Source organism: Undibacterium sp. RTI2.2 (assembly GCF_035018705.1).
Classification (GTDB): domain Bacteria; phylum Pseudomonadota; class Gammaproteobacteria; order Burkholderiales; family Burkholderiaceae_D; genus Undibacterium.
Window position 1 is genome coordinate 175,972 of the sequence record NZ_JASJXN010000001.1, and the last position, 23,337, is coordinate 199,308.

The following is a 23,337-nucleotide window of genomic DNA, read 5'->3' on the forward strand; positions in this document are numbered from 1 at the left end:
GCGTAATCGCAGTGAACATTGAACCCCAACTTCGTCTCAAATGATTCTTAGTTGAGTCTCAACTTATTCACTAAGTTCGGCACCTAATCTGACGCAATCGACAAAATAGCCGCGTTTTCCATCCACTTCTGCTTTTACTAAACCATGGCAGTCGGTTTCAAAGCCAGGAAATTTCTCGTTAAAGTCACGAACAAATTTGAGGTAATCAACAATGGTTTTATTGAAGCGTTCACCTGGAATCAACAAAGGAATACCTGGTGGGTAAGGCGTCAATAAAATCGCTGTGACGCGACCTTCCAGATCATTGATGGCAACCCTTTCTATCTCACGATGTGCCATTTTGGCAAAGGCATCAGACGGTTTCATCGCTGGTTGCATGTCGGACAAATACATCTCGGTTGTCAGGCGGGCGACGTCACTGGCTTTATATACTTCATGAATGCTTTGTGATAAATCCTTCAGACCAATTTGTTCATAACGTGGATTGGCCGTAGCGAATTCTGGCAAGATGCGCCACATCGGCTGATTCTTGTCGTAATCGTCTTTAAACTGCTGTAAAGCTGTCAGCAAAGTATTCCAACGACCTTTGGTGATACCAATGGTGAACATAATAAAGAAGGAATACAAACCCGCTTTTTCGACAATAACGCCGTGTTCTGCAAGATACTTGGTGACGATCGACGCAGGAATACCTGTTGCGCTAAAGTTCCCTTCCAACGATAGACCTGGCGTAACAATCGTTGCCTTGATCGGGTCCAGCATGTTGAAGCCTGGTGCAAGTTTACCAAAGCCATGCCAGTCATCTTCGGCATTAATCATCCAGTCGTCGCGCGATGCCATGCCATTTTCTGACAAGGTATCTGGACCCCAGACCTGGAACCACCAATCTTTGCCCCATTCTTGATCTACCTTGCGCATGGCGCGGCGGAAATCTAGCGCTTCTAAGATAGATTCCTCAACCAAGGCGGTACCGCCTGGAGCTTCCATCATCGCTGCTGCGACGTCGCACGAGGCAATGATAGAGTATTGCGGTGAGGTTGATGTGTGCATCAGATAGGCTTCGTTAAAACTGTCTTTATCGAGTTTGACTGTTTCTGACTCACGCACCAAAATTTGCGATGCCTGCGAAATACCGGCCAGCAGTTTGTGCGTTGATTGGGTAGAAAAAATCATCGATTTTTTAGCACGCGGACGGTCTTTGCCAATCGCATGCATGTCTTGATAAAACGGATGGAAAGTCGCATGTGGCAACCAGGCTTCATCAAAATGAAGCGTGTCGATTTCGCCATCCAGCAAATCTTTGAGTGTCTCTACGTTGTACAACACGCCATCATAGGTGGATTGGGTGATTGTCAGGATACGTGGTTTTTTGTTCTTCGCATTGCGTGCAAAGGGATTAGCTTCAATCTTTTTACGGATGCTTTCCATGCTGAATTCTTCCAGCGGAATAGGGCCGATAATGCCAAGGTGATTACGGGTTGGCATCAGAAAAACCGGAATCGCGCCGCACATAATAATGGAGTGCAAAATCGACTTATGGCAGTTACGATCCACCACGACGATGTCGCCGGGAGCTACGGTGGAATGCCACACCATCTTATTGCTGGTGCTGGTGCCGTTGGTGACAAAATAGCAGTGATCGGCATTAAAAATACGTGCTGCATTGCGCTCAGATGCGGCAACCGGACCGGTATGATCCAGCAATTGCCCCAGTTCTTCGACTGCATTACAAACGTCGGCACGCAGCATGTTTTCACCAAAAAATTGATGAAACATCTGGCCGATAGGTGATTTTAAAAATGCGACGCCACCGGAGTGACCAGGGCAATGCCATGAATACGAACCATCATTCGCGTAATGCACCAGCGCGCGGAAAAACGGCGGTGACAAACCATCTAAGTAAGATTTGGCTTCACGGATAATATGACGTGCGACGAACTCTGGCGTATCTTCAAACATGTGAATAAAGCCATGTAGCTCACGCAGAATATCGTTAGGGATATGGCGTGAAGTACGGGTTTCGCCATACAAATAAATCGGGATATCGGCATTTTTGTATCGGATTTCTTCGACAAAGGCACGCAGGGATTTAAGTGCATGGTCTGTTTCTTCATCGGTACCATCGCCAAATTCTTCATCGTCAATGGACAGAATAAAAGCCGAGGCGCGCGATTGTTGCTGCGCAAATTGCGACAAATCGCCATAGCTGGTTACGCCCAGCACTTCCATGCCTTCTTTTTCCATCGCGTCTGCAAGAGCGCGTATGCCAAGGCCAGAGGTATTTTCGGAACGGAAATCTTCGTCAATGATGACGATGGGGAAGCGGAATTTCATGAGGTCTCCAGAGAGCTGTTACGGGGAGACGCCTGGGCAAGTGAGTCCGGAAACAGATTGATGTCCGGGTTGGATCAACCGCTTGCGCGCCGAAAAATTCAAAGACCGAATTTTCTCAGATATGAGGGTGGAAATGTGAAAAAAAATCCCCAATAAGGACGATTAGGAAAAAATTTCATCCTGTCGTCATATTGAGGGAATATTACCAACGCTTGACCGTATGCTCTGTACTTAATCAGTATTCTGCTAAGCAGGCAGTCAAACTGTTTTAGAAGCGGTAGCTGGCAGCAGAAAATATCGTAATTGGTGCTTTTTCAAATACAAATGGACTCTTGCTGGCATCGCCCGTCAAATATTTAACGGATGCACCGGTCGTCAATGACCAGTTGGAATCAATATTCCAGTTCCAGCTGGCACCTACTTTAACATCGGTAAAACCAGCAGATGGCGCATACGGTGTGTAACCGCTGTTGGCAGATTGCGTCGGTGTCACCCCAAAATAAGATTGCATATAGGATGTATTTGCCCAATTGGCACCAAAACTTGCGGATAAACGGTGATGCGTGTTGAGGGAGGTTGTTGCACGCCCACCCAAGCTAAGTTGTACCCCGTTGTGATCTATGCCTGAGCCGTAGCGTAGGGATGAGCTTAAAGAATAATTTTGGTTGACCACATAGTTGACGAAAGCACCAGGCTCAATCGCTGAATCGACATCGCCCAAGCCGCGGAGCTTGCTGGATTTGGATTCATCACGAGCGGCTTCTACGGTCATTCTCAAACCATATTGCAGGCTGGGATCTTTAGAGAAGTTGTAGCCAAGACCAGAAATCGAGCTAAGGAATATGCCATTTCTCCATTGTGCATCAAATAGCGGTGCTGCAAATACGCGACGCTCATCGGATCCGGTGTAACGGGGGGCAGATATGGCAGCAGCACCGAGTGAAAAATTTACATCTTTCGGTAGGTAAGTGCTGGGAACTAACTGTGCAAACTCGGAGGTTTGTGCCTGTGCTGACAATGCTGTCGCCAGAAAAAGTAGGGCAGTGGGTAGTATTTTTTTCATTGTGTATCCTGTAAGTATCTCAGCGACAGTAACTATTCATCGTAACTCTTTATCGCCACGCTTTACTTCACTACTCAGATATGCAACCAGGCCAGTCCTGCCAATATTACGCCCACTCCGGCAACGCCATATGAACCATATTGTAACCACTTTTTCTTGGTCAACAGAGTGATGGCCGCTAAAGAAATCGCAATTTGCACAGCGGTCATGGCTTGCGCCCAACGATGATGCTGATGCAGAGCTTCTTCCGATTTCTTATCCCATTCTGAGGATTCTGCTTCTAATTTCTCTGCATTTTTCTTGATTTCTTCTTTTTCAACTTCATAGCGTGCGACCTTGGCTTTATATTTCTCTACATCAATGCCGGGTAAGACCATCGCTAGTTCAGATAAGTTCTGTTTACTCGATTTTGCCTGGTAAAAGTTCCATTGATTGGAGGCTTCGGTTTTTTTGATCGCGGCTTCGTTCTTAAACATTGCTGCGTCATTTTGCGTAGCGCCGCCTTCAAAGCCAAACAATGCGCCAACGGTCGCCATGATGGCAGTCATGACGGCAATTTTGCCCGCAAAACTATCGTTGCTATGGGCTGCATGTTCTAACTCGTGGTCGTGTGGTCCGTGGACGTGAAATTCTGAATCTGACATGAGTATTTTTCTGATTTAATTATTTCTTTGATAAGTGACAAAAGCATAATCCAGCTGGCTTTTCTCAGAATGATGTTGTTCGCTGCTGATCTTTGTCCATTCCTGCGCTTCGATCAGGGGGAAAAAAGCGTCACAATTAAAAGTTTGTTGTATTTCTGTAATGATCAGTTTATTTGCAAACGGTAAGGCTTGTTGATAAATTTCTGCGCCGCCGATGATAAACGCCTGTTCATTTTTGGCGTTATCTTGGGTCTTATCTTTTAGCAAAGCCAGCGCTGCCTCTAATGAGGAAACGCATTCAACGCCCTCATGCGACCAAGCTGGGTTGCGAGAGATCACAATATTGCGGCGGTTTGGCAAGGCTCTGCCGATTGAATCAAAGGTTTTTCGCCCCATCACGATCGCGTGACCGCTGGTGGTATTTTTAAAATGTGCCAAATCCTCTGGCAAATGCCAGGGCAGCGTGTTGTTGACGCCAATGCCGCGCTGGAGATCAGTCGCAACAATAATTGTGAAGGATGACATGCTGATGAAATCTCTGATTAGACTGCGACAGGCGCTTTAATATGCGGGTGAAATTGGTAATCTGCGATCTCAAAATCCTCAAATTTATAATCAAAAATCGATTCCGGATGACGCTTGATGATCAGTTTTGGCGGCGCAAAGGTGTCGCGTGATAACTGCTCTGCGACCTGATCCATGTGGTTTGAATACAAATGGCAATCGCCGCCGGTCCAGATAAATTCCCCGACATCTAAACCTGTTTGTTGCGCCACCATATGGGTCAGCAAAGCGTATGAGGCAATATTAAACGGCACACCTAAAAAAATATCGGCACTGCGCTGGTATAACTGGCAAGAGAGCTTTCCATCCGCCACATAAAACTGGAATAAGGCATGGCAGGGCGGCAGCTTCATCTGCGGAATATCAGCTACATTCCAGGCAGATACAATCAAGCGGCGCGAGTCCGGGTTGCTTTTGATTTGTGCGATGAGCTGGCTGATCTGATCGATATGAGTACCGTCCGGCGCTGGCCAGTTACGCCATTGCGAGCCATAGACCGGACCCAGATTACCATTCTCGTCCGCCCATTCATCCCAGATCGAGACGCCGTTGTCCCTCAGATATTTGGTATTAGTCGAGCCGGCCAAGAACCAGATCAGTTCATGGATGATAGATTTCAGATGTAGTTTTTTGGTTGTTACCAATGGAAAGCCTTGTTGCAGGTCAAATCGCATTTGGTAGCCAAAAACTGACACGGTGCCGGTGCCGGTGCGGTCAGTTTTGGTAGTGCCATGTTGTTGCACATGGCGCATGAAGTCGAGGTATTGGCGCATAATGAGCTTTGGAAATTTTTGTGAGATTGTAACGGTTTACCGACTAACATATGAACAAATACATAAATATCTAGATACTCCCCATATTATTTCTATAAAACGTCGAAATAACTAGGGAATGACTGGGTAGCTTAAATATACAGATAGGGAGTATATGTGTGGCGAAAGCTCATGGTTGTAAAGCACCACATGAGCACAGCTGATAATACACAAACTTATTGCGCATTACCGATAGATCAGTTGTTTAACAGAGGATTGGCTGAGTTAGCTTGTCCTGGTGCAACCAGCGGGATGCTGATTTCAAATCTGGCACCTTTACCTGGCTCGCTAGAAACACGGATTTCACCACCGAGCACGTTACTGACGATATTAAAAGTGATGGACAGCCCAAGACCGCTGCCACCTTGACCAAATTTGGTGGTAAAGAATGGCTCGAATACGCGCTTAATGACCTCCGGTGCGATACCTTTGCCGTTATCTTCAAACACGATCAATACGTGGTCGCCCTGACGGTGCGCCTTGCAATACATGCGCCCCTCAGGTAAGCCATCCAGGCCATGATTGACTGCGTTGTTGACCAGATTAGTGAAGACTTGACCCAGAGGGCCGGGATAGCTGTCTAGCTGAATATTTCCAGGAATATCCAGTTCTAGTGTGAACGGCGTTTTGCGCAAACTGGAGTTGAGTAATGCAGCTAATTCTTGCAAGGTAATCAGTAAGCCAAACTGACGTCGCTGGGCACTCGATTGGTCTACCGCGACTTGTTTAAAATCGCCGACTAAACGAGCTGCATGTTGTAAGCCACGTAGCAATAATTTAGTCGACTCATTTGCGGTATTGGTATAACGAGTCAAATCGGATTTGCGCATAGCGCCAGCGTTCATCAGGCCCGTCAGTTGTTTGGTTTCTTCTTCTAAGGTGCTGGCAACCAACAGGCAATTGCCAAGAGGCGTATTCAGTTCATGGGCGACACCTGCAACCATGGAGCCGAGTGCCGCCATGCGCTCAACGCGAGCCAGTTCATTTTGCGCGTTGTTGACATTATTGAGCGCAGTCTCGAGCGTGAGATTGAGGGTTTCTAATTCTTGTGTACGCTGCTTAACCTTGGATTCCAGCGTGCCTGAATATTCAAGTAATTGCTGATTCTTCACTTCAAGTTCTGAGAAAGATCTTTGTAGTGCTTGCCGGGTCGCTTCCAAGCTGAGCGCCAGATGACCGAGTTCATCTTCTCGCTTAAACGAGATAGGCTCATTGAGCTGGCCATTGGCCAGCCGGTCTGACTCAGTCATCAGGAGTTTAATCGGCTGAACCAAGCGCCATTGCAATACCAGCAAAATAAATACCACCGCAACAATCAACGAGACCAAGGCTGAGCTGGCATAGCGTTTGAATTCTGAGGCCAGATTTTCTCGCAAGATATCCTCGGCCAACGTCAGTTCTACTTCACCGATGACTTGCTCACCGTGTTTGATATTCCGTTTCTCGACTTTAAACGGTCCTTCTTGTGATTTTCTGCGAGTGTCATTTCTAATAAATTCTTTATGATCGGGCAGGGTAACTACACGGATTTCTGCCACCCGTGGGTCGGAATACACCACTTCGCTGGATACTTTGGCGATTTCAGGCGTAATTTGCCAGAGAGGTTCGCTCAATATAACGGCGAGGATATCAGCCAGGCGCTGGTGATCAGCAGTGGTACGTTCGCGCGCTACCGACTCGATGCTGATTTGGTAATAAGGGATGAGAATAACAAACGGTGCAAGCAAGCCAAAAACTACGGCAAGGATAATAGCCAGCCTTAAGGTGAGCCGACCGCGAACCGCAGAAAGAAGATGTTGAAACTGCATTGCAAGATCCTTGTGCATCACTTCTTGTTAGCGAGTGCTACTGGAATACTCATGGATGTCTCAATATCGACGACAACCAGAGCCTTAGCGCATGTGATCTCTGTACTAGCTTCTGCTACCGTCAACACGTACACCATCAAGCAAAAAAACGCACTTGCATGGAAGGGGAAGCAGATTTAAATGACGCAAGAGAATCTAATCAAGCATTTTATTGATACTAAAATACTTTTTACGCTTAAGCAAGAAACTCACTTTGCTAATAGCCGCAAAAAATACAATTGACCGAGAGAAATCAAGCGCAGTGAATTTAAGCTAACTCTATTTACCGCATTAATGCACATTGACGTGCATTAATTTGCATTAACGCAGATTGCCAGTGTGTCCTAAAGAATATCTACCCGGCTGAGGCCAGACGGTGAGACCGTGTGGCTCTTGTCCGACAGCGATCTGGATGACCGCACCAGATGTTGTGTCAATCCGGTAGACCACGTCATCGAAGCGGCCAGACAGCCATAAGAATTTGCCATCAACGCTGACGTTACCCATGTCGGGGCTACCACCGCCTGGAATCGGCCATTGTGCTACGACTTTTTCGCTAGCGAAATCGATGACTGTGACACCACCTTTGCCACGACGTTTGCCGTGGATTTTGTGGGTGCCGCGGTTGGCGACATACAGTTGTTTGCCGTCACGGCTCGGATATATACCGTGCGCGCCCAAACCGGTCGGGATAAAGCCGACTTCTTTAAATGCTTCGCCATCAACGATATGCACACCGTCCGCATCCATATCGGCGATATAAAAACGCTTACCGTCGGGAGAACTGCGAATATCCTGTGGCATACCTTTCGCTGAGGTGCAAATTTCGCTGCCGGCAGGGCCGTTCAGTGCAGCTGCATCCGCGCCTTCTTTAAAGCGGGTCCGAGGCACGTTTAATTTTAAATAGCCTTGTACCTTGCGGTTGACCAGATCAATTTTTGCCACGCTGCCTTCGAACTCGCAGGTAAACAATGCATAGCGCCCGTCAATTGAAAAATCTGCATGGTTAATGCCGCCGCATTTAGGTGCATCAATCGTGTATTGCAATGCCATTGTTTGCGGATCGCGGAAATCCAGCCGGTGCAAAGCCTCTGCAACCACAATCGCTGATTTTCCATCCGGCGTGAAATACATATTGTAGGGATCGTCCACCGGCACGGATTTGCCGGGTTTGCTGGTGCGGGGATCAATCGGTGTCAGGCTGCCGTTATTGCTGCGTTCGGCGTTATTGGCGACCCAGAGTGTACGCAAATCCCATGCTGGAACTACGTGTTGCGGGGCGATGCCAACTTTGAATTTGCTGACGACTTTCATGCTGGCCGGATCGATCACGTACACGTCGTTTGAACGCAGGTTAGGGACGTAAACACGCTCCAGATGATCACTGACAACGGGGCTTAAACGCGTGCTGCCGCTCTCGCTGTACAGATTGCGTGGGTCGATTACCGCTGGCATGCCTGGTACCGTCGCTATGGCTGCTGGTAACGCGTTGACCGTTGCGGGAGCGGCCGAGGTGGCAGGTGCGCCGATGACTTGGGTCGCCATCGTGATACCCACTCCAGCGACAACAACGATTGCTGTAGATACGAGACTGACTTTGAGTTTGCTGGCAGATAATTTTGCAGACGTTTTATTCAGATTCAACATTATTTCCTTTGCTTGCGCTTACTTATTTACGCTTATTTGTGCTTATTTACGTTTGTTAATCGTAGCGTCCTCATGCTCGCGCAAGGCTGCGCGGATGGCATTGACGGAAGTTTCTACAATACGCTGTACACCTAATTGTCCCAATTCTACGGTGGCGCGTCGCGGGTCGCCGTACACGCCGTCTTGCGGTCCCGGCTTCGCGGCACGAGCAAGAGCTTCAGTGCGCACCATGGATTTATCAACTGCCAGCATCAATGCGGTATCCGCCAGACCGGCATGAGTACCGATTTCTGCTTCGCTAAAACCGCGACTCTTTAAATCTGCGACATAAGCGGTCTGGGTAATTCGGTAATAATCCAGCAAGGCAATCACCCGGCAGCCAGGATCATTGGCCCATTCGCGATTGAGTTTGGTGGCGACTTTGTCCTCATTTTTTTGGTAACCGCCATGATCACCCAAAAAGATGACATGACGAAAACCATGTTGTTTAAAACTACGGGCAGTTGCCTCCAGAATCGATTCAAAAGTCGCATCGGGAATCGAAATCGTTCCGGTAAATCGCATGTGCGCGACTGGCGGATGAATCGATCCTTCAGGCACATAACTGATCACGGGTGCTACCACAGTATTGCCGAGTTTTTGCGCGATTTGTCTGGATAGCACATAGGCGCGGGTATTGTGTTTGCCGAGCGCAATATACGGGCCGCTTTGTTCAGTACCACCGATCGGCACCAGAATCGTGGTCGCGCCAGCAGCAATTTTGTCGCGTAGTTCAGATGATGACATCTCATCGATATTGACAATCATATTGTCGGAGCTGCTTGCTGCTACATTGGCCACATTGGCTGCGTGGGCTGGCAATGTGCTTGTCAGCAAACAGCTTAAAAGTGAGAAGGCCAAAATTGTGCAAAGGAGTTGCCCGCGTTTCAATGGATGCATCAGCATAATGACTCGGTAGTAGGCGATACGATTATCGCTGTATGTGTGAGCTGTTTCTCCACCGGAGATGCCATTTCAATAGGGATGCTAATTTTGATGAATACTCGTTTCATGTAGCGCTTATGAAGTGCAGTAACTAGTACAGATCGATCTAAAGTCATCTGAACCGGCGGTTGCCGAAAGGCCTCTATTATAGGCGTTTGGGTTTGATGAACTGGCAGATCGCGAGGCTCGTTTAAGAATTTATTGATTCTGCTTAATTAAATTAGAAAAAATCCATGCTGTAGCGAGAAATTTTTTGATGGACATAGCTCGACTGGTGATTTCTAAATAGTCGTTGAAAGCCTGAAATTAGTCCCGATTTTTTTCGGCTATTTTAATAGCTTTACCGTACTTTCAGAACAATACTACCCCTGTGTATTGTTTAATCGTCCAAGGAAACCTTGGGCAATCTAGTATTGTTGCTGAAAATAATGGGGAGTTTATGCTTATGGAAGCAATTAACGGGCTTCGTCTATCCATGCCATCTGGATTCCTTCCAGAATTTTTTCGCCAGAATGTTGCGGATCGTCGTTAAATTCTGCCAGCTCACAGACCCAACGATGCAGGTCAGTGAAGCGTATTGTCAGCGGATCAATATCCGGAAACTTATCGTACAGCACTTCTGCTATTTGCTGAGAGTCTATCCATTTCATGATGCGCTCCTCATTTCTGGCAACGAGTTTAATGATTCTCGCGTGCGTGATTGATCGTATATTTCGGGATTTCTATCGTGATGTCTTGCTTGCCGAGTTTGACCTGGCATGACAAGCGGGAATTTGCTTCTAGTCCCCAGGCCGCATCGAGCAAGTCTTCTTCGTCCTCAGTTGAACCGTTTAAGGATTTAAATCCTTCGCGTATGACCACATGGCAAGTGGTACAGGCGCAAGACATCTCGCAGGCATGTTCTATTTCTACATCGCTTTCTACTAGCGCTTCACACAGAGATTTTCCTTCTTCGGCTTCGATCACTGCGCCATCTGGGCAGAGTACAGGATGAGGTAAAACGATAATTTGTGGCATGGTGTTCTCTATTCTTTTCTCAATAATGACATTAGTGCAGATGACAGATCGCTTGTAAGTTGTGTGCAATGCAGTGTGAAATGCAGTTTGCAACAGAGCTCACAAGAGCTTAAATGTCGTCTAATTTTTTTCCAGATAAGGCAGTACGTACGCTTTGATCCATGCGTCTCGCAGCAAATTCTTCAGTACCATCCGCCAACGCCGTAATCGCTGCTTTTAAAACATTGTGGTCGCTACCTTGCGCTTGCTGGCGTACTGCATCCATCAGGCCTGCAATCGCGGTTTTTTCGGTTTCGGATAAAAGCTGAGCGTCACCTTGCAGTGCTGATTCAGTCGCCAGTAAAATACGTTCGGCTTCGACTTGCTCTTCTTTCAGTGCGCGTAGTTGCATGTCACCTTCTGCCGAGGCAAAAGAGTCTTGCAACATGCGGGCAACCTCATCGTCACCCAAGCCGTAAGATGGCTTGACCGTGATTGAGGCTTCAACACCAGAACGTAGCTCGCGTGCGGCGACCGATAACAAGCCATCAGCATCGACCTGGTACGTAATGCGGATGCGCGCTGCACCGGCTGCCATCGGTGGAATGCCGCGCAGCTCAAAGCGTGCAAGGGAGCGACAATCGCTGACTAGCTCGCGTTCGCCTTGTACGATATGGATCGCTAACGCAGTCTGACCATCTTTAAACGTCGTAAATTCTTGTGCCCGTGCGCACGGGATAGTCGAATTACGTGGGATGACTTTTTCTGCCAGTCCACCCATGGTTTCCACCCCCAAAGAGAGTGGGATAACGTCGAGTAGTAACCAGTCATCGCCGGGTGCGCGGTTGCCCGCCAGCAGATTGGCTTGAATCGCGGCGCCGAGCGCGACCACTTTGTCCGGATCGATATTGGCCAGCGGTGTCGTCTGAAAAAAATCACCAACCGCTTTGCGCACATGCGGCATGCGGGTAGCGCCGCCTACCATGACGACGCCATCGATATCATCGATCGTCAGCCCGGCGTCACGCAGCGCTTTTTTACATGGTGCGATCGTTTTAGCCACCAGCGTTTGCGTGATCTCAACAAACTGAGCCGCACTGACGGTGACATGGACTTGTTCGCCTGATTCTAGTACCGCATCGATCATGGTCGAATTTTTGGTCGATAGAATTTCTTTGGCTTCGCGCGATTTCACCATCAGCAAACGGGTATCGCTATCGGACAAGGGCGCTAGTTGCGCTTGCTGGGCGATCCAGCAAAATAAGCGGTGATCAAAATCATCACCGCCTAATGCAGAGTCACCGCCGGTCGCCTGAACCTCAAACACACCTTTGCTCATGCGTAAGATGGAGATGTCAAAAGTGCCACCACCGAGGTCATACACAGCAAAAATGCCTTCTGACGCATTGTCCAGACCATAGGCAATTGCAGCGGCGGTAGGTTCATTCAGCAGACGCAATACATTTAACCCAGCGAGTTTTGCCGCATCTTTGGTTGCTTGTCTTTGCGCATCATCAAAATAAGCGGGGACGGTAATGACCGCACCGACCAGGTCGTCACCCAGCGCGTCTTCTGCCTGCTGCCGCAAAGTTGCCAAAATCTGAGCCGAAATTTCTACCGGACTTTTAATTCCCGCTACGGTTTTCACTTGCACCATACCTGGCACGTCGTGGAAGTCGTACGGCAAATTTTCTGCGTGGGCAATATCTTTCAGCCCGCGTCCCATAAAGCGCTTGGCTGAAATGATCGTATTCTTAGGATCTATCGTTTGCGCCTCTTGTGCCTTATAGCCAATATGCGCATGACCGTTGGGCAAATAGCGCACCACCGATGGCAGTAGAGCGCGACCCTGCTCATCATTCAACACTTCGGGAATGCTGTTACGTACGGTCGCTACCAGCGAGTTGGTGGTGCCAAGATCAATCCCCACAGCCAGACGATGCTGATGCGGCGCGGTGGACATGCCTGGTTCTGAAATCTGAAGTAGTGCCATTTGTGTTGATCGCTTGATGTTTACAATTAGTTGACTAATATTTTGACTTTTTCTGACGCGATATTCTGCGTCAGCGATTTATTGTGTGGTCGAGGTGATGATATAAACCGGTTTCGAGCATGTATTTTGCTGTTTTATTCGCTTTGACTCAACTTTGCCTGTTTTGCCTTGCCGCTACTTTGTTTTGCAGAAGGCTCGTTTTTGGAGCTAACTCTTAGGGCTAACGAGGTAAACAATGACGTCAACGATACCGCATTGTTAGGTCATGATTGCCGATTGTGCTGCATTCATTCGGTGAATTGCGGTTGTACTTGATGGCGACGACGATCGTCTCTAGATCAATACACTCCCTAATAATTTTATCAAAAACGCCAGATTGTCCAATCATTCATTGGGCTATTAAAACATACTTACTGCCAGTATATTTTTTGTCCCAAGGAAAAAATTGACTGTAATCGAAAAAAAAGGTGATCCATACTCACCTGATTTTTGTGACACTGAATCTGCTATGCCAAAATTCAATCGATCCTCAATCCAATTTTTTAATCTTCAGCAGCGGCAATATCGGCTCGAAATTTTTCCAAAAACATGCAAGCACGTATCAATTGTGCTGCCTGGGCGAAGTTCTGTTGATCTAGCACTTGCCCGACCTCTGCTAGTTGCGCTTTCAGTGCTGCACTGAGTTCACTTTCTAATGCGCTCAATGCCGGTTGATCATCAGATTGTCTTGCATCATCAAATGCTTCACGCCATTCCATTTGTTGCATTAAAAATGTTGCCGGCATAGCTGTATTGGACTCTGTCTGCAAATCCACACCATGTAACTCGCACAAATAAGTTGCCCGTTTCAGCGGTTTTTTTAGCGTCTGGTAAGCCTCATTGGCACGGGTCGCCCACTGCATAGCGACACGTTTTTCTGCATCGCTGGCTTGCACAAATTTATCAGGATGCACTTTGGATTGTACTTCACGGTAAGCCGCGTCAAGCTGGGACTGATCCAGTGTAAATTGCTGTGGCAACTGGAACAGATCGAAATGATTTTGCATCCGCTGTAATTACTTTCTGATGTTAAATCTTAGAGGTCTGCTTTAAATATTTAAATATTTAAATACGGAAGCTTTCGCCGCAACCACATTCGTCTTTCATGTTGGGATTGCGGAATTTAAAGCCTTCGTTCAGACCTTCACGGGCAAAATCCAGCTCGGTGCCGTCGATATAAGGCAAGCTTTTTGGATCGACAAACACTCTGACACCATGTGACTCGAATACCTGATCATCACTGCCGATCTCGTCCACATACTCCAGCTTGTAGGCCATGCCCGAGCAGCCAGTCGTGCGCACCCCAAAGCGTAGGCCTATGCCTTTACCACGGCGTTCCATGTAACGGCTGACATGCTTAGCCGCTTTTTCTGTCAATGTGATTGCCATCTTGGTTCCTGTTGAATCAAATGTACCGACGCCTGAAAACTAGGCGCTTTGTTCAGTTGCGTGCTTAGTTTTGTAATCTAATACAGCGGCCTTGATCGCATCTTCTGCCAGAATCGAGCAGTGGATTTTGACTGGAGGCAGCGCCAACTCTTCGGCGATATGGGTATTTTTGATATCCAGAGCCTGATCCAAAGTTTTGCCTTTGACCCATTCAGTTACCAGCGAGGATGATGCAATCGCTGAGCCGCAGCCATAAGTTTTGAACTTGGCGTCTTGAATGATGCCATCTGCACCAACCTTGATTTGCAACTTCATCACGTCGCCGCATGCTGGCGCACCGACCATGCCGGTGCCGATAGTATCGTCACCTTTGTCAAACGCACCGACGTTACGTGGATTCTCGTAGTGATCCAATACTTTTTCTGAATATGCCATTTTGATACTCCTAGTAGGTTCGCTGCGGAATTAGTGGGCAGCCCACTGAATAGAGCTGATGTCTATTCCGTCCTTGTACATATCCCACAATGGTGACAGCTCGCGCAGTTTGGCCACTTTGGTTTTGATCAGGTTGATCGTAAAATCAATATCTTCTTCTGTCGTAAAGCGACCAATCGTAAAGCGGATTGAACTGTGTGCGAGTTCGTCGCTACGACCTAGGGCGCGTAATACGTATGACGGCTCCAGACTGGCGGAGGTACAAGCCGAGCCGGATGACACCGCGATCTCTTTAATTGCCATGATCAGCGATTCGCCTTCGACATAATTGAAGCTGACGTTCAGGTTGTGCGGAACACGATGATCCATATCGCCGTTGACGTAAGTTTCTTCAATATCTTTCAAGCCATTTGCCAGACGATCGCGCAGGAAACGGATGCGTGTCAGTTCGCTTTCCATTTCTTCTTTCGCGATACGGAAGGCTTCGCCCATACCAGCGATCTGGTGTGTTGCCAAGGTGCCAGAGCGCATGCCACGTTCGTGACCGCCGCCATGGATTTGCGCTTCAATGCGGACGCGTGGTTTGCGACGTACATACAAAGCACCAATCCCTTTTGGACCGTAGGTTTTGTGCGCACTGAAACTCATCAGATCGACTTTAGTTTTTTCCAGGTCAATTTCGATTTTGCCTGTGGCTTGTGCCGCGTCGCAGTGGAAAATGATACCTTTAGAGCGGCATAGTTCGCCGATAGCATCAATCGGTTGAATCACGCCGATCTCATTGTTGACATACATAACAGAGACCAAAATCGTGTCCGGACGAAGCGCTTCTTGCAGTTGCTCAATCGTGATCAAACCATTTTCTTGTGGTTGCAAATAGGTCGCTTCAAAGCCCTGGCGCTCTAATTCACGCACGGTATCCAAGGTTGCCTTGTGCTCGGTTTTGATCGTGATAATGTGCTTGCCTTTGGTTTTATAAAACTGTGCTGCACCTTTTAATGCGAGGTTGATACTTTCCGTCGCACCCGAAGTCCAGACGATTTCACGTGGGTCTGCGTTGACCAAGGCTGCCACATGGCCACGCGCCTCTTCAACGGCTTTCTCTGCATCCCAGCCGTACATATGGCTGCGTGATGCCGGATTGCCGAACTGCGCACGCAAGTAAGGAATCATTTTATCTGCAACACGCGGGTCGACTGGCGTTGTCGCCGAGTAGTCCATGTAAATAGGGAAGTGCGGTGCCAGTATGGTGTCGATCAAGCTTTTTTCCAGCGGGGCGTTCATTGTGATACTCCAAAATTACTGCGGGTTCAATAGACGATATGTTCGTAGATCAATAATGGATCAGGGCTCTATATAATGGATCACGGCTCTATACATTGGCCGGTTGGACGTGAACAGTTTTATGCTGAACGACAACCACCGGTTTTTCTGCGTTTCTTTGTTGCTGTTGATTAACCAGATCTTGTAGTGAGACAGAATCAAGATAATCCACCATTTTTACATTCAGTGTTGCCCACAATTCGTGGGTCATGCAATGGATGCCATTACTCTGTTCACTGCCATGGCAATTACCTTTGCCGCCGCATTGGGTCGCATCCAAGGCTTCATCGACAGCGATAATAATGTCGGCGACGGTGATTTTTTGTGCTTTGCGCGCCAGCGTATAGCCGCCACCTGGACCGCGTACGGATTCGACGATTTCATGGCGACGCAATTTACCGAATAACTGTTCCAGATAGGAAAGAGAAATATCTTGCCTCTGGCTAATGCCAGCTAAGGTGACAGGACCTTTATCTTGGCGCAAAGCCAGATCGATCATTGCTGTCACAGCGAAACGGCCTTTGGTGGTCAGGCGCATGAGTGGTTTGCTCCAGGCGAAAATTCGATTGCTGTTTTAGTGAAAAATCACTAATTAGCTCAAACAGTGATGAGGTAAAGCTTGAGCGATTGACTCAAGTATAGCAAACTTGAGTGAATTTGTCAGGTATAGGCTTAAATTAGGAATTGACGCACATGCGGGTTCTGGGATTTTATCTAAAACTGAGACTGGGTATGCCTTTGCCGGCAGCCGATTTGATTATTTCTTACCGGCTCTACTTTATAAATTTTTTTGCTTGTTAGTTGTTTCCCGATTGCAAGTAAATCTGTTCTAGTTTTTCTCTTGCCCAAGGTGTTTTACGCAAAAATTTGAGGCTGGATTTAATGCTGGGATCAAGCTCAAAGCAGCGAATGCTGAGCTGTTGTGCCAAGCCTTCCCAGCCATATTGTTCTACCAGTTTGGTCAGAATTGATTCCAGGGTAATGCCATCTAAGCTGATTTTTTGTACTGTGTTGTTCATCGTGTTTTATTAAAAAATTATTTAAACCGGAATTAATTTAAGACAATATCAGCGCGATCCTCGTTGCATATGGATGTCATCTACGGCTGTCAAATACGGCAAATCAAAGGCAATAAATCAACATCTTTACGGTATGTACCAGAGTTCTGGCCGATTCAGCGGTAGTTTATTTGGGCTGATAAGAGGATTTTTTAGTTTGATGATGGTTCTGTTTTTAAGATTGATATTTTTAATTGTGGCTTGGTGGTACTTCAAAAAAATTTTTTCAAACTCACCGGTTTTTATCATTTCCTCTAAACCTTGTTGTATATCTTCAGCCAGCTTGGGATTACGGGGACTGACAAAAAAGTAATAGGCTGATTGATAATGTAATGCGATATGCGTATCAATATGCAGGTTCTGCTCGGGATGCGCTTTATATTCATTCTCTACTTCAACAATCGAGCGAGGAAAATACATGAATCTTCCCGCCTCCAACATAGAAAAAAGTGGTTCGTAGGTCGTAGAAACTTCTACCGGCAAGCCATTACTTTTCAGGATGCCGACATCTGGCCAATCTTGCTCCTGACCTGCGGACAAAGCGGCCAATGCTTTGATCGATTTAATCTCTTTAAAAATATCGCTATTTTCTCTCGTTACGATCGGAATTCTCCACCCGATCAGACCTTTGTCGATGGGGATTCTTACCGGTATTAATTGCGCCTCACGCTCGTCCGTCGTCATGGTCCATAAAATATCAATCAGGCCAGACGCTGCCGTCATTTCATAGATTGATCTACCTTGCTGCATTTTTGCAATGCTGGGTATTAGGCGATAATTATTATCAGAATTTTTTAATGCAGTTCTGAGCAATTCAAGCACATATTTATTGTGTGGATCGTTGGTTGCGACCGAAGCTGGATAGCGAATTTGTACAGTCGGTTTAGCAATGGCGATCACTTGGCTGGCCAGACAGATCAGGCAGATGGCGAGAGAAATTGAGTAGGGTAAGCGTTTGATTAACATGAACTAGGTACTTGTTAAAAACGAGCTAAAGCCACGTTGTAGGCCAAATACGCTTTTCGTTCTTCTGTGTAATCCCACCAAGGCAGAGCGGGTGCGCCTTCCATAAAACGTACTACTGATATGAAGGTGTCGATCACACAGGGATCGTGCCTCGCATTTGTGAGAATGCACAATTCATCATACATGGCATACGGATCTCGCCCCTTGAGTTGTTCTGGTCGCTCTATACCGAGCAAGCGTAAATCACCCGCGCAGGCTTTACCTACATTGGGCAAATCTTCTAGCTTACGGATTTTTTCTCTTGGTGGCTTAGGCATATCAAAAAAAGAGATTAAGGGACAAATGGCTGTTTAAAAATTTAAGGACGATACCAAAGCTCAGGTTTATTCAACGGCAATTTTTCTGTCGAGAGCAAAGGATTAGTTAGCTCTATGACGATTCTTTGTTTAATGTTGGCTTGCTTAATTGTTACTTGCAGATGTTTTTGAAATATTTTTTCAAAGCTACCATTTTTGATCATTTCTTCAAGACCATTCTGAAGATCTTCTGCCATCTTACGCTCACGTGGCGTGACAAAAAAATACATCGCTGCCGGATAGTGCAAGATGATATTTTTGTCTATCGCAAGGCCATGCTTGGGATGGGATTCGACTTCTTTTTGAATTTCAAATACTGACCGTGGAAAATAATCGAATCGCCCAGCTTTAAGCATATTAAATAAAGGCTCGTAAGAAGTAGACGTATTCACTAACAAACCGTTATTTTTTAAAATTGCAACGTCTGGCCAGTCAAGCTCTTGTCCTGCGATAAATGCATTTAAATCTTTTATCGATTTTACGTTACGAAGTAAATCACTATTTTGCATTGTCACCAGCGGAATACGCCAACCAATCAAGCCTTTATCGATGGGGATTCGGATGGGAATTAATTGCGTCTCGCGCTCATTGGTTGTCATTGTCCACAGGATATCTATCCCGCCAGTGCCAGTCGTCATCTCATAAATTGCTCGCGCCTGCTGCATAGGATCTTCATTGGCTATCAGCTGATATGACTGGCCGCTATGTTTTATCGCTTGCCGTAATAGCTCCAGAATATATTCACCCTGGGGATCATATAGTGCAGAGAGACGAGGGTAGCGAATAATCTGAGTCGTCTGTGCGGATACGCAAGCAGGTTCCGCCAAATATAAAAACAGAGTAAAAATAGAGAGCAACTGCTTGATAGACATCGGAGATCACCTATGAAGTTGTTCTGCTGCTGAATGTTGTAATACATTAAGAGATTAGTTTAATCTGCTTACTCATTGATGAGTAGGTGAATGTATCTTTTATGTTAAACCGAGATTTTCATTAGGCGCACCAAAGCTGCTATTTGAGTACTGACGGCGCATTTCCCGTCATTTTTTTTGATGCTCTTCGTTGCTAATGGCTAGCTATGCGTACCTAAATCAGACTAAATTCGCTTCAAAACTGCCTCGAAAAGTAGATTCGTCATCAGCGCAAATCCTGATGAAAAATCTCGGTTAAAAAAAACCACCAACAAAGCGGCGGTTTTAAAAAGAAGTAAATATTGATCAGATATCGAAACTAATACCTTGTGCCAATGGCAGTGAATTACTGTAATTGATGGTGTTGGTTGATCTGCGCATATACGCTTTCCAGGAGTCGGAGCCAGATTCGCGACCGCCGCCGGTTTCTTTTTCACCACCAAATGCACCGCCGATTTCTGCGCCTGACGGACCGATGTTGACGTTGGCAATACCGCAATCGCTGCCACTGTCAGACATAAAGCGTTCTGCTTCCCGCATGTCAGTGGTGAATATAGAAGACGACAAACCTTGCGGTACTTCGTTGTTCCAGTCAATCGCTTGTTGCAGATCGGTATAGCGCACGATGTACATAATTGGCGCGAAGGTTTCATGATGCATGCTGAGAGTTTGCGTTGGCATTTCTACTAATGCAGGCCGCACATAAAAACCGTTTTCGCATCCTTCAATTGTCACCCGTTCGCCACCAAACACTTTGCCTTGTTCTGCACTGGCCGTTGCGAGTGCCGTTTGCATTGCATCAAATGCTGCGCTGTCAACCAGTGGTCCGATCAATGTGGATTTGCTACCCGGATTGCCGATTGGCAGATCTGCGTAAATTCTCTTCAAGCGTGGTATCAAGGCGTCATACACGCTGTTGTGTACGAACAGGCGACGCAGGGTAGTGCAGCGCTGTCCCGCAGTGCCAACGGCGGAGAAAGTAATGCCGCGAACTGCCATTTCCAGATCAGCGCTTTCAGCGATGATCATGGCGTTGTTGCCACCCAGCTCTAGGATGGTACGGGTCAGACGTTTGGCGCAGGCTTCAGCTACCTGACGACCCATACGTGTGCTGCCAGTTGCGCTCACCAATGCAACACGTTTGTCGTTCACCATTTGTGCGCCAGTGCTACGGTCACCGATAATTAGTTCTGCCAAGCCTTCCGGAGCGTCGCTACCAAATTTTGCGACGGCTTTCATAAATAAAGCGTGGGTTGCGATTGCAGTCAGAGGTGTTTTTTCTGAGGGTTTCCAGGTCACGCTGTTACCGCAAACGAAGGCTAATGCCGCGTTCCATGCCCATACTGCAACCGGGAAGTTGAAGGCAGAAATGACACCAACGACACCAAGCGGATGCCAGACTTCCATCATGCGATGGCCTGGACGTTCTGATGCAATAGTTAGGCCATATAACTGGCGCGACAAACCAACTGCGAAGTCGCAGATGTCGATCATTTCTTGTACTTCGCCTAAACCTTCTTGAAGAATTTTGCCGGCTTCTAAAGTCACTACCAGACCGAGTTGTTCTTTATGCTGGCGTAGTTCTTCACCGAACAAGCGGACTAACTCTCCACGACGTGGCGCTGGCACATTACGCCAGTGCAAAAAGGCTGCTTGCGCACGAGTGATTTTGGCATGCACCTGGTCTGAATTATCTGCTCGCAAAGTGGCGAGAGTAGCGCCATCGATTGGCGAAACACTAGACAGATCCTGACCTTGGTAGTCGGCGAGATTAACACCGAGTTGACTTAACACTGTTGCGATATTCATGTTGTCCATATTGGTCTCCAAAATGGTTTGTCTGGCTATGGCAGCGTATCTGGGTTAGATATGTTGCGGATGCGCCTTGACGAATGAGGTTTAAAAATATTGCTACAAAATTTAAAAATAAATAGGGTGGGCAGTGAAAAACAATGCGCACCCTGAGCGAAGAGATTGTAATCGCTAACGAACCTTCATCTGGTTAATTACCGAATTTAGTTACTTAGCTTATGCCGCGTAATACTGACCGAAACGATTCGCCAGGAAATCAGCCAAATTTGCCTGCTCTTGACGCACCAGACCATGCTTAGGTAATTTGCCAGTCACAACCAAATCCACCATGGCGCAAATGCCGGATGCCGTAGTCAACTGGATAGCTGACAGCAATTGTCCGTTGACGACTTGAGCGTAAATTTTCTTAGCGTAGGACTCTTGTTCCAGACGACCTTCACGCATACCGACTACGCTGACAAATACCAATACCACGTCTTGCTTGGTCATTGGAATGGAGGTTTCTAATACGTCTTTCAAGATTGGACGACGTTCCAGTTTGCCCAATTCCAAATCGCGGATCAACATTTTGACGATATCGCGATGACCGGGGTAACGCACGGTTTTGTAGTTCAGATTTTGGACTTTACCTTGCAGACTCTCGCATAAAGTACCTAAGCCGCCGGAGGTGTTAAATGCTTCGTAATCGATACCATCCAAGGAGAAATGTTCGATTTCTTCCAATGCTGCTGTCTCGCGCAACTGACCGTCAACGATGGCTTCGCAAGGATTGCAATATTCGTTGATCAGACCGTCAGTGCTCCAGGTCAGATTGTATTTCAACGCGTTATTCGGGAAGGTCGGCAAAGCACCGACGCGCATGCTGACATCACGCAGACTATCAAAACGTTTTGCGACATCATTAGCGACGATAGAGATAAATCCTGGTGCCAGTCCACATTGCGGGACAAATGCGCAATCCGCGCCTTCTGCCAGTTGTTTGACGATGCGTGTGCTTTCCACATCTTCGGTCAGATCGAAATAATGAGAATTGGCCGCTTTGGCTGCGCCAGCAATGATAGGTGTCAAAAAGTAAGGACAAGCAGACAACGTCACTTTATGACCGCGGATCAGCTCAGTTACTGCCGCTTTGTCACCCAGATCCAGTTGCACTGTGGTTACGTTAGGGAAGCCCGCTTGAGCCACATATTTCAGACGTTCTACATCACGATCAGCAACGGTAATTAGGTAATCGCCGGTGTGTGAAAGCAAATTGAGGATAGCGTCGCCGATTTTGCCGGCGCCAAGCAGAATGAGTTTAGTGGTCATGGGAGTCTCCAGAGGTTTGGTGTAAAAAAGCTGTAAATGTTTTGGCAATGGTGTCAGTGTAAAAGCAATGTTTGTCAGATAATAGAGTGTAAATTATCGTCAATATGCAGGATTAAAATACAATATGACTGATAATTACTACAATATGACTATATGGAGTACCAATGAAGCCCAACCTAGACGATATCGATAACAAAATTCTCGCCTTGCTAATGGATAACGCCCGGCTGCCAGTCACCACCATCGCAAAACAAGTTGGTATCGCCAGAACCACGGTGATTGCCCGTATCAGCGCGTTAGAAAAGCAGGGGGTGATAGCTGGTTATGGACTTAAGCTGAATCAGACTATGTTTCAACCAGCTGTGCGGGCATATGTAGGCTTATCGGTAGAGGCGCGTTTTGCTCCCAATTTGATGAAATATTTACAGCAATTGCCCGAGGTGGAGACTTTGTGCGCGGTGAGCGGCGCGATTGATTACATGCTGACTTTGCGTTGCGGCACCACCGAAGTGTTAGATCGCTTGTTGGATCAGATCGGTGCATTAGATGGCGTGCGGCAGACTTCGACGTCGATTATTCTGAGCAAACGGATTGACCGTAGTGCTTTATAGATCGGACTTACGCAAAACTGCCCCAGCTGCGTTGCAGCTCGTCGCCGTACTAAAGTAATGTCGTCGTTGCTGCGCCTTGCCGGGACAATTTTGCGAAAGCCCTAATGGAGAAAGTGCGAGATAGATTGCTATACAGATTCGCCTGCTTTGAGGTAGCAGTAAAAAAGTAGCAATGAAATACGATGTTTGTTAAAAATAGCTGGAGTGAGCTTGCAATACATTTATCATAATTTTTTCACAAATTA

24 protein-coding genes are annotated in these 23,337 nt (G+C 47.0%); 2 read left to right on the forward strand and 22 right to left on the reverse strand.

What is annotated here, in order from left to right; translation table 11 throughout:
• Positions 1-63: 63 nt before the first annotated feature.
• The 6 genes from QN395_RS00775 to QN395_RS00800 form a co-directional block, all read right to left on the reverse strand.
• Positions 64-2,334, reverse strand: coding sequence for an arginine/lysine/ornithine decarboxylase (locus tag QN395_RS00775; protein ID WP_322119382.1), 2,271 nt, complete (start codon positions 2,332-2,334; stop codon positions 64-66).
• 268 nt (positions 2,335-2,602) lie between these two features.
• A complete protein-coding gene (locus QN395_RS00780; RefSeq protein WP_322119381.1) occupies positions 2,603-3,397 on the reverse strand; it encodes a MipA/OmpV family protein in 795 nt (264 codons plus the stop codon).
• Between the two features lie 74 nt (positions 3,398-3,471).
• Complete coding sequence (locus QN395_RS00785) at positions 3,472-4,041, reverse strand: DUF4337 domain-containing protein (protein ID WP_322119380.1); 570 nt, start codon at positions 4,039-4,041, stop codon at positions 3,472-3,474.
• 15 nt (positions 4,042-4,056) lie between these two features.
• Entirely contained in the window at positions 4,057-4,566 is a 510-nt protein-coding gene (locus QN395_RS00790; RefSeq protein WP_322119379.1) for a dihydrofolate reductase, read from the reverse strand.
• A gap of 17 nt (positions 4,567-4,583) precedes the next feature.
• Positions 4,584-5,378 (reverse strand): thymidylate synthase, encoded by a 795-nt coding sequence (locus QN395_RS00795; protein WP_322119378.1) that lies wholly within the window; start codon positions 5,376-5,378, stop codon positions 4,584-4,586.
• Positions 5,379-5,614: 236 nt separating this feature from the next.
• Complete coding sequence (locus tag QN395_RS00800) at positions 5,615-7,225, reverse strand: sensor histidine kinase (RefSeq protein ID WP_322119377.1); 1,611 nt, start codon at positions 7,223-7,225, stop codon at positions 5,615-5,617.
• Positions 7,226-7,276: 51 nt separating this feature from the next.
• Between QN395_RS00800 and QN395_RS00805 the strand changes: the two genes are divergently transcribed.
• Positions 7,277-7,405: a hypothetical protein gene (locus QN395_RS00805; RefSeq protein ID WP_322119376.1), complete on the forward strand. Its 129-nt coding sequence runs from the start codon at positions 7,277-7,279 to the stop codon at positions 7,403-7,405.
• Positions 7,406-7,585: 180 nt separating this feature from the next.
• On the opposite strand, the gene QN395_RS00810 is transcribed toward QN395_RS00805, so the two are convergent.
• The 16 genes from QN395_RS00810 to QN395_RS00885 form a co-directional block, all read right to left on the reverse strand.
• Positions 7,586-8,809 carry a YncE family protein gene (locus tag QN395_RS00810; RefSeq protein WP_322121598.1) on the reverse strand — a complete coding sequence of 408 codons (1,224 nt, stop codon included), beginning with the start codon at positions 8,807-8,809 and terminating at the stop codon, positions 7,586-7,588.
• A gap of 144 nt (positions 8,810-8,953) precedes the next feature.
• Positions 8,954-9,856, reverse strand: a complete 903-nt coding sequence (locus QN395_RS00815; RefSeq protein ID WP_323492671.1) for a creatininase family protein — start codon at positions 9,854-9,856, stop codon at positions 8,954-8,956.
• A gap of 494 nt (positions 9,857-10,350) precedes the next feature.
• Entirely contained in the window at positions 10,351-10,545 is a 195-nt protein-coding gene (gene iscX / locus QN395_RS00820; RefSeq protein ID WP_322119374.1) for a Fe-S cluster assembly protein IscX, read from the reverse strand.
• 28 nt (positions 10,546-10,573) lie between these two features.
• Entirely contained in the window at positions 10,574-10,912 is a 339-nt protein-coding gene (gene fdx / locus QN395_RS00825; RefSeq protein WP_322119373.1) for an ISC system 2Fe-2S type ferredoxin, read from the reverse strand.
• 109 nt (positions 10,913-11,021) lie between these two features.
• Positions 11,022-12,884, reverse strand: a complete 1,863-nt coding sequence (hscA, locus tag QN395_RS00830) for a Fe-S protein assembly chaperone HscA (protein WP_322119372.1) — start codon at positions 12,882-12,884, stop codon at positions 11,022-11,024.
• A gap of 542 nt (positions 12,885-13,426) precedes the next feature.
• Entirely contained in the window at positions 13,427-13,930 is a 504-nt protein-coding gene (gene hscB / locus QN395_RS00835; protein WP_322119371.1) for a Fe-S protein assembly co-chaperone HscB, read from the reverse strand.
• Positions 13,931-13,988: 58 nt separating this feature from the next.
• Positions 13,989-14,312, reverse strand: coding sequence for an iron-sulfur cluster assembly protein IscA (gene iscA, locus QN395_RS00840; protein WP_322119370.1), 324 nt, complete (start codon positions 14,310-14,312; stop codon positions 13,989-13,991).
• A gap of 39 nt (positions 14,313-14,351) precedes the next feature.
• Positions 14,352-14,747 carry a Fe-S cluster assembly scaffold IscU gene (gene iscU / locus QN395_RS00845; RefSeq protein WP_322119369.1) on the reverse strand — a complete coding sequence of 132 codons (396 nt, stop codon included), beginning with the start codon at positions 14,745-14,747 and terminating at the stop codon, positions 14,352-14,354.
• A gap of 30 nt (positions 14,748-14,777) precedes the next feature.
• Positions 14,778-16,031 (reverse strand): IscS subfamily cysteine desulfurase, encoded by a 1,254-nt coding sequence (locus QN395_RS00850; RefSeq protein WP_322119368.1) that lies wholly within the window; start codon positions 16,029-16,031, stop codon positions 14,778-14,780.
• Between the two features lie 88 nt (positions 16,032-16,119).
• Entirely contained in the window at positions 16,120-16,608 is a 489-nt protein-coding gene (iscR, locus tag QN395_RS00855; protein WP_322119367.1) for a Fe-S cluster assembly transcriptional regulator IscR, read from the reverse strand.
• Positions 16,609-16,867: 259 nt separating this feature from the next.
• A complete protein-coding gene (locus tag QN395_RS00860) occupies positions 16,868-17,089 on the reverse strand; it encodes a VF530 family protein (RefSeq protein ID WP_322119366.1) in 222 nt (73 codons plus the stop codon).
• Positions 17,090-17,215: 126 nt separating this feature from the next.
• The gene (locus QN395_RS00865) at positions 17,216-18,094 is read right to left on the reverse strand and encodes a transporter substrate-binding domain-containing protein (RefSeq protein WP_322119365.1); all 879 of its coding nucleotides are present in this window, start codon (positions 18,092-18,094) and stop codon (positions 17,216-17,218) included.
• 14 nt (positions 18,095-18,108) lie between these two features.
• Positions 18,109-18,411, reverse strand: a complete 303-nt coding sequence (locus QN395_RS00870; protein ID WP_322119364.1) for a helix-hairpin-helix domain-containing protein — start codon at positions 18,409-18,411, stop codon at positions 18,109-18,111.
• Between the two features lie 41 nt (positions 18,412-18,452).
• Positions 18,453-19,322, reverse strand: a complete 870-nt coding sequence (locus QN395_RS00875) for a hypothetical protein (protein WP_323492309.1) — start codon at positions 19,320-19,322, stop codon at positions 18,453-18,455.
• 345 nt (positions 19,323-19,667) lie between these two features.
• Positions 19,668-21,170: an aldehyde dehydrogenase family protein gene (locus tag QN395_RS00880; protein WP_323492311.1), complete on the reverse strand. Its 1,503-nt coding sequence runs from the start codon at positions 21,168-21,170 to the stop codon at positions 19,668-19,670.
• Between the two features lie 219 nt (positions 21,171-21,389).
• Positions 21,390-22,481 (reverse strand): saccharopine dehydrogenase family protein, encoded by a 1,092-nt coding sequence (locus tag QN395_RS00885; RefSeq protein WP_322119362.1) that lies wholly within the window; start codon positions 22,479-22,481, stop codon positions 21,390-21,392.
• A 164-nt stretch (positions 22,482-22,645) separates the two neighbouring features.
• Here QN395_RS00885 and QN395_RS00890 point away from each other — a divergent pair, with 164 nt between their 5' ends.
• Positions 22,646-23,092 (forward strand): Lrp/AsnC family transcriptional regulator, encoded by a 447-nt coding sequence (locus QN395_RS00890; protein WP_322119361.1) that lies wholly within the window; start codon positions 22,646-22,648, stop codon positions 23,090-23,092.
• Positions 23,093-23,337 lie beyond the last annotated feature (245 nt).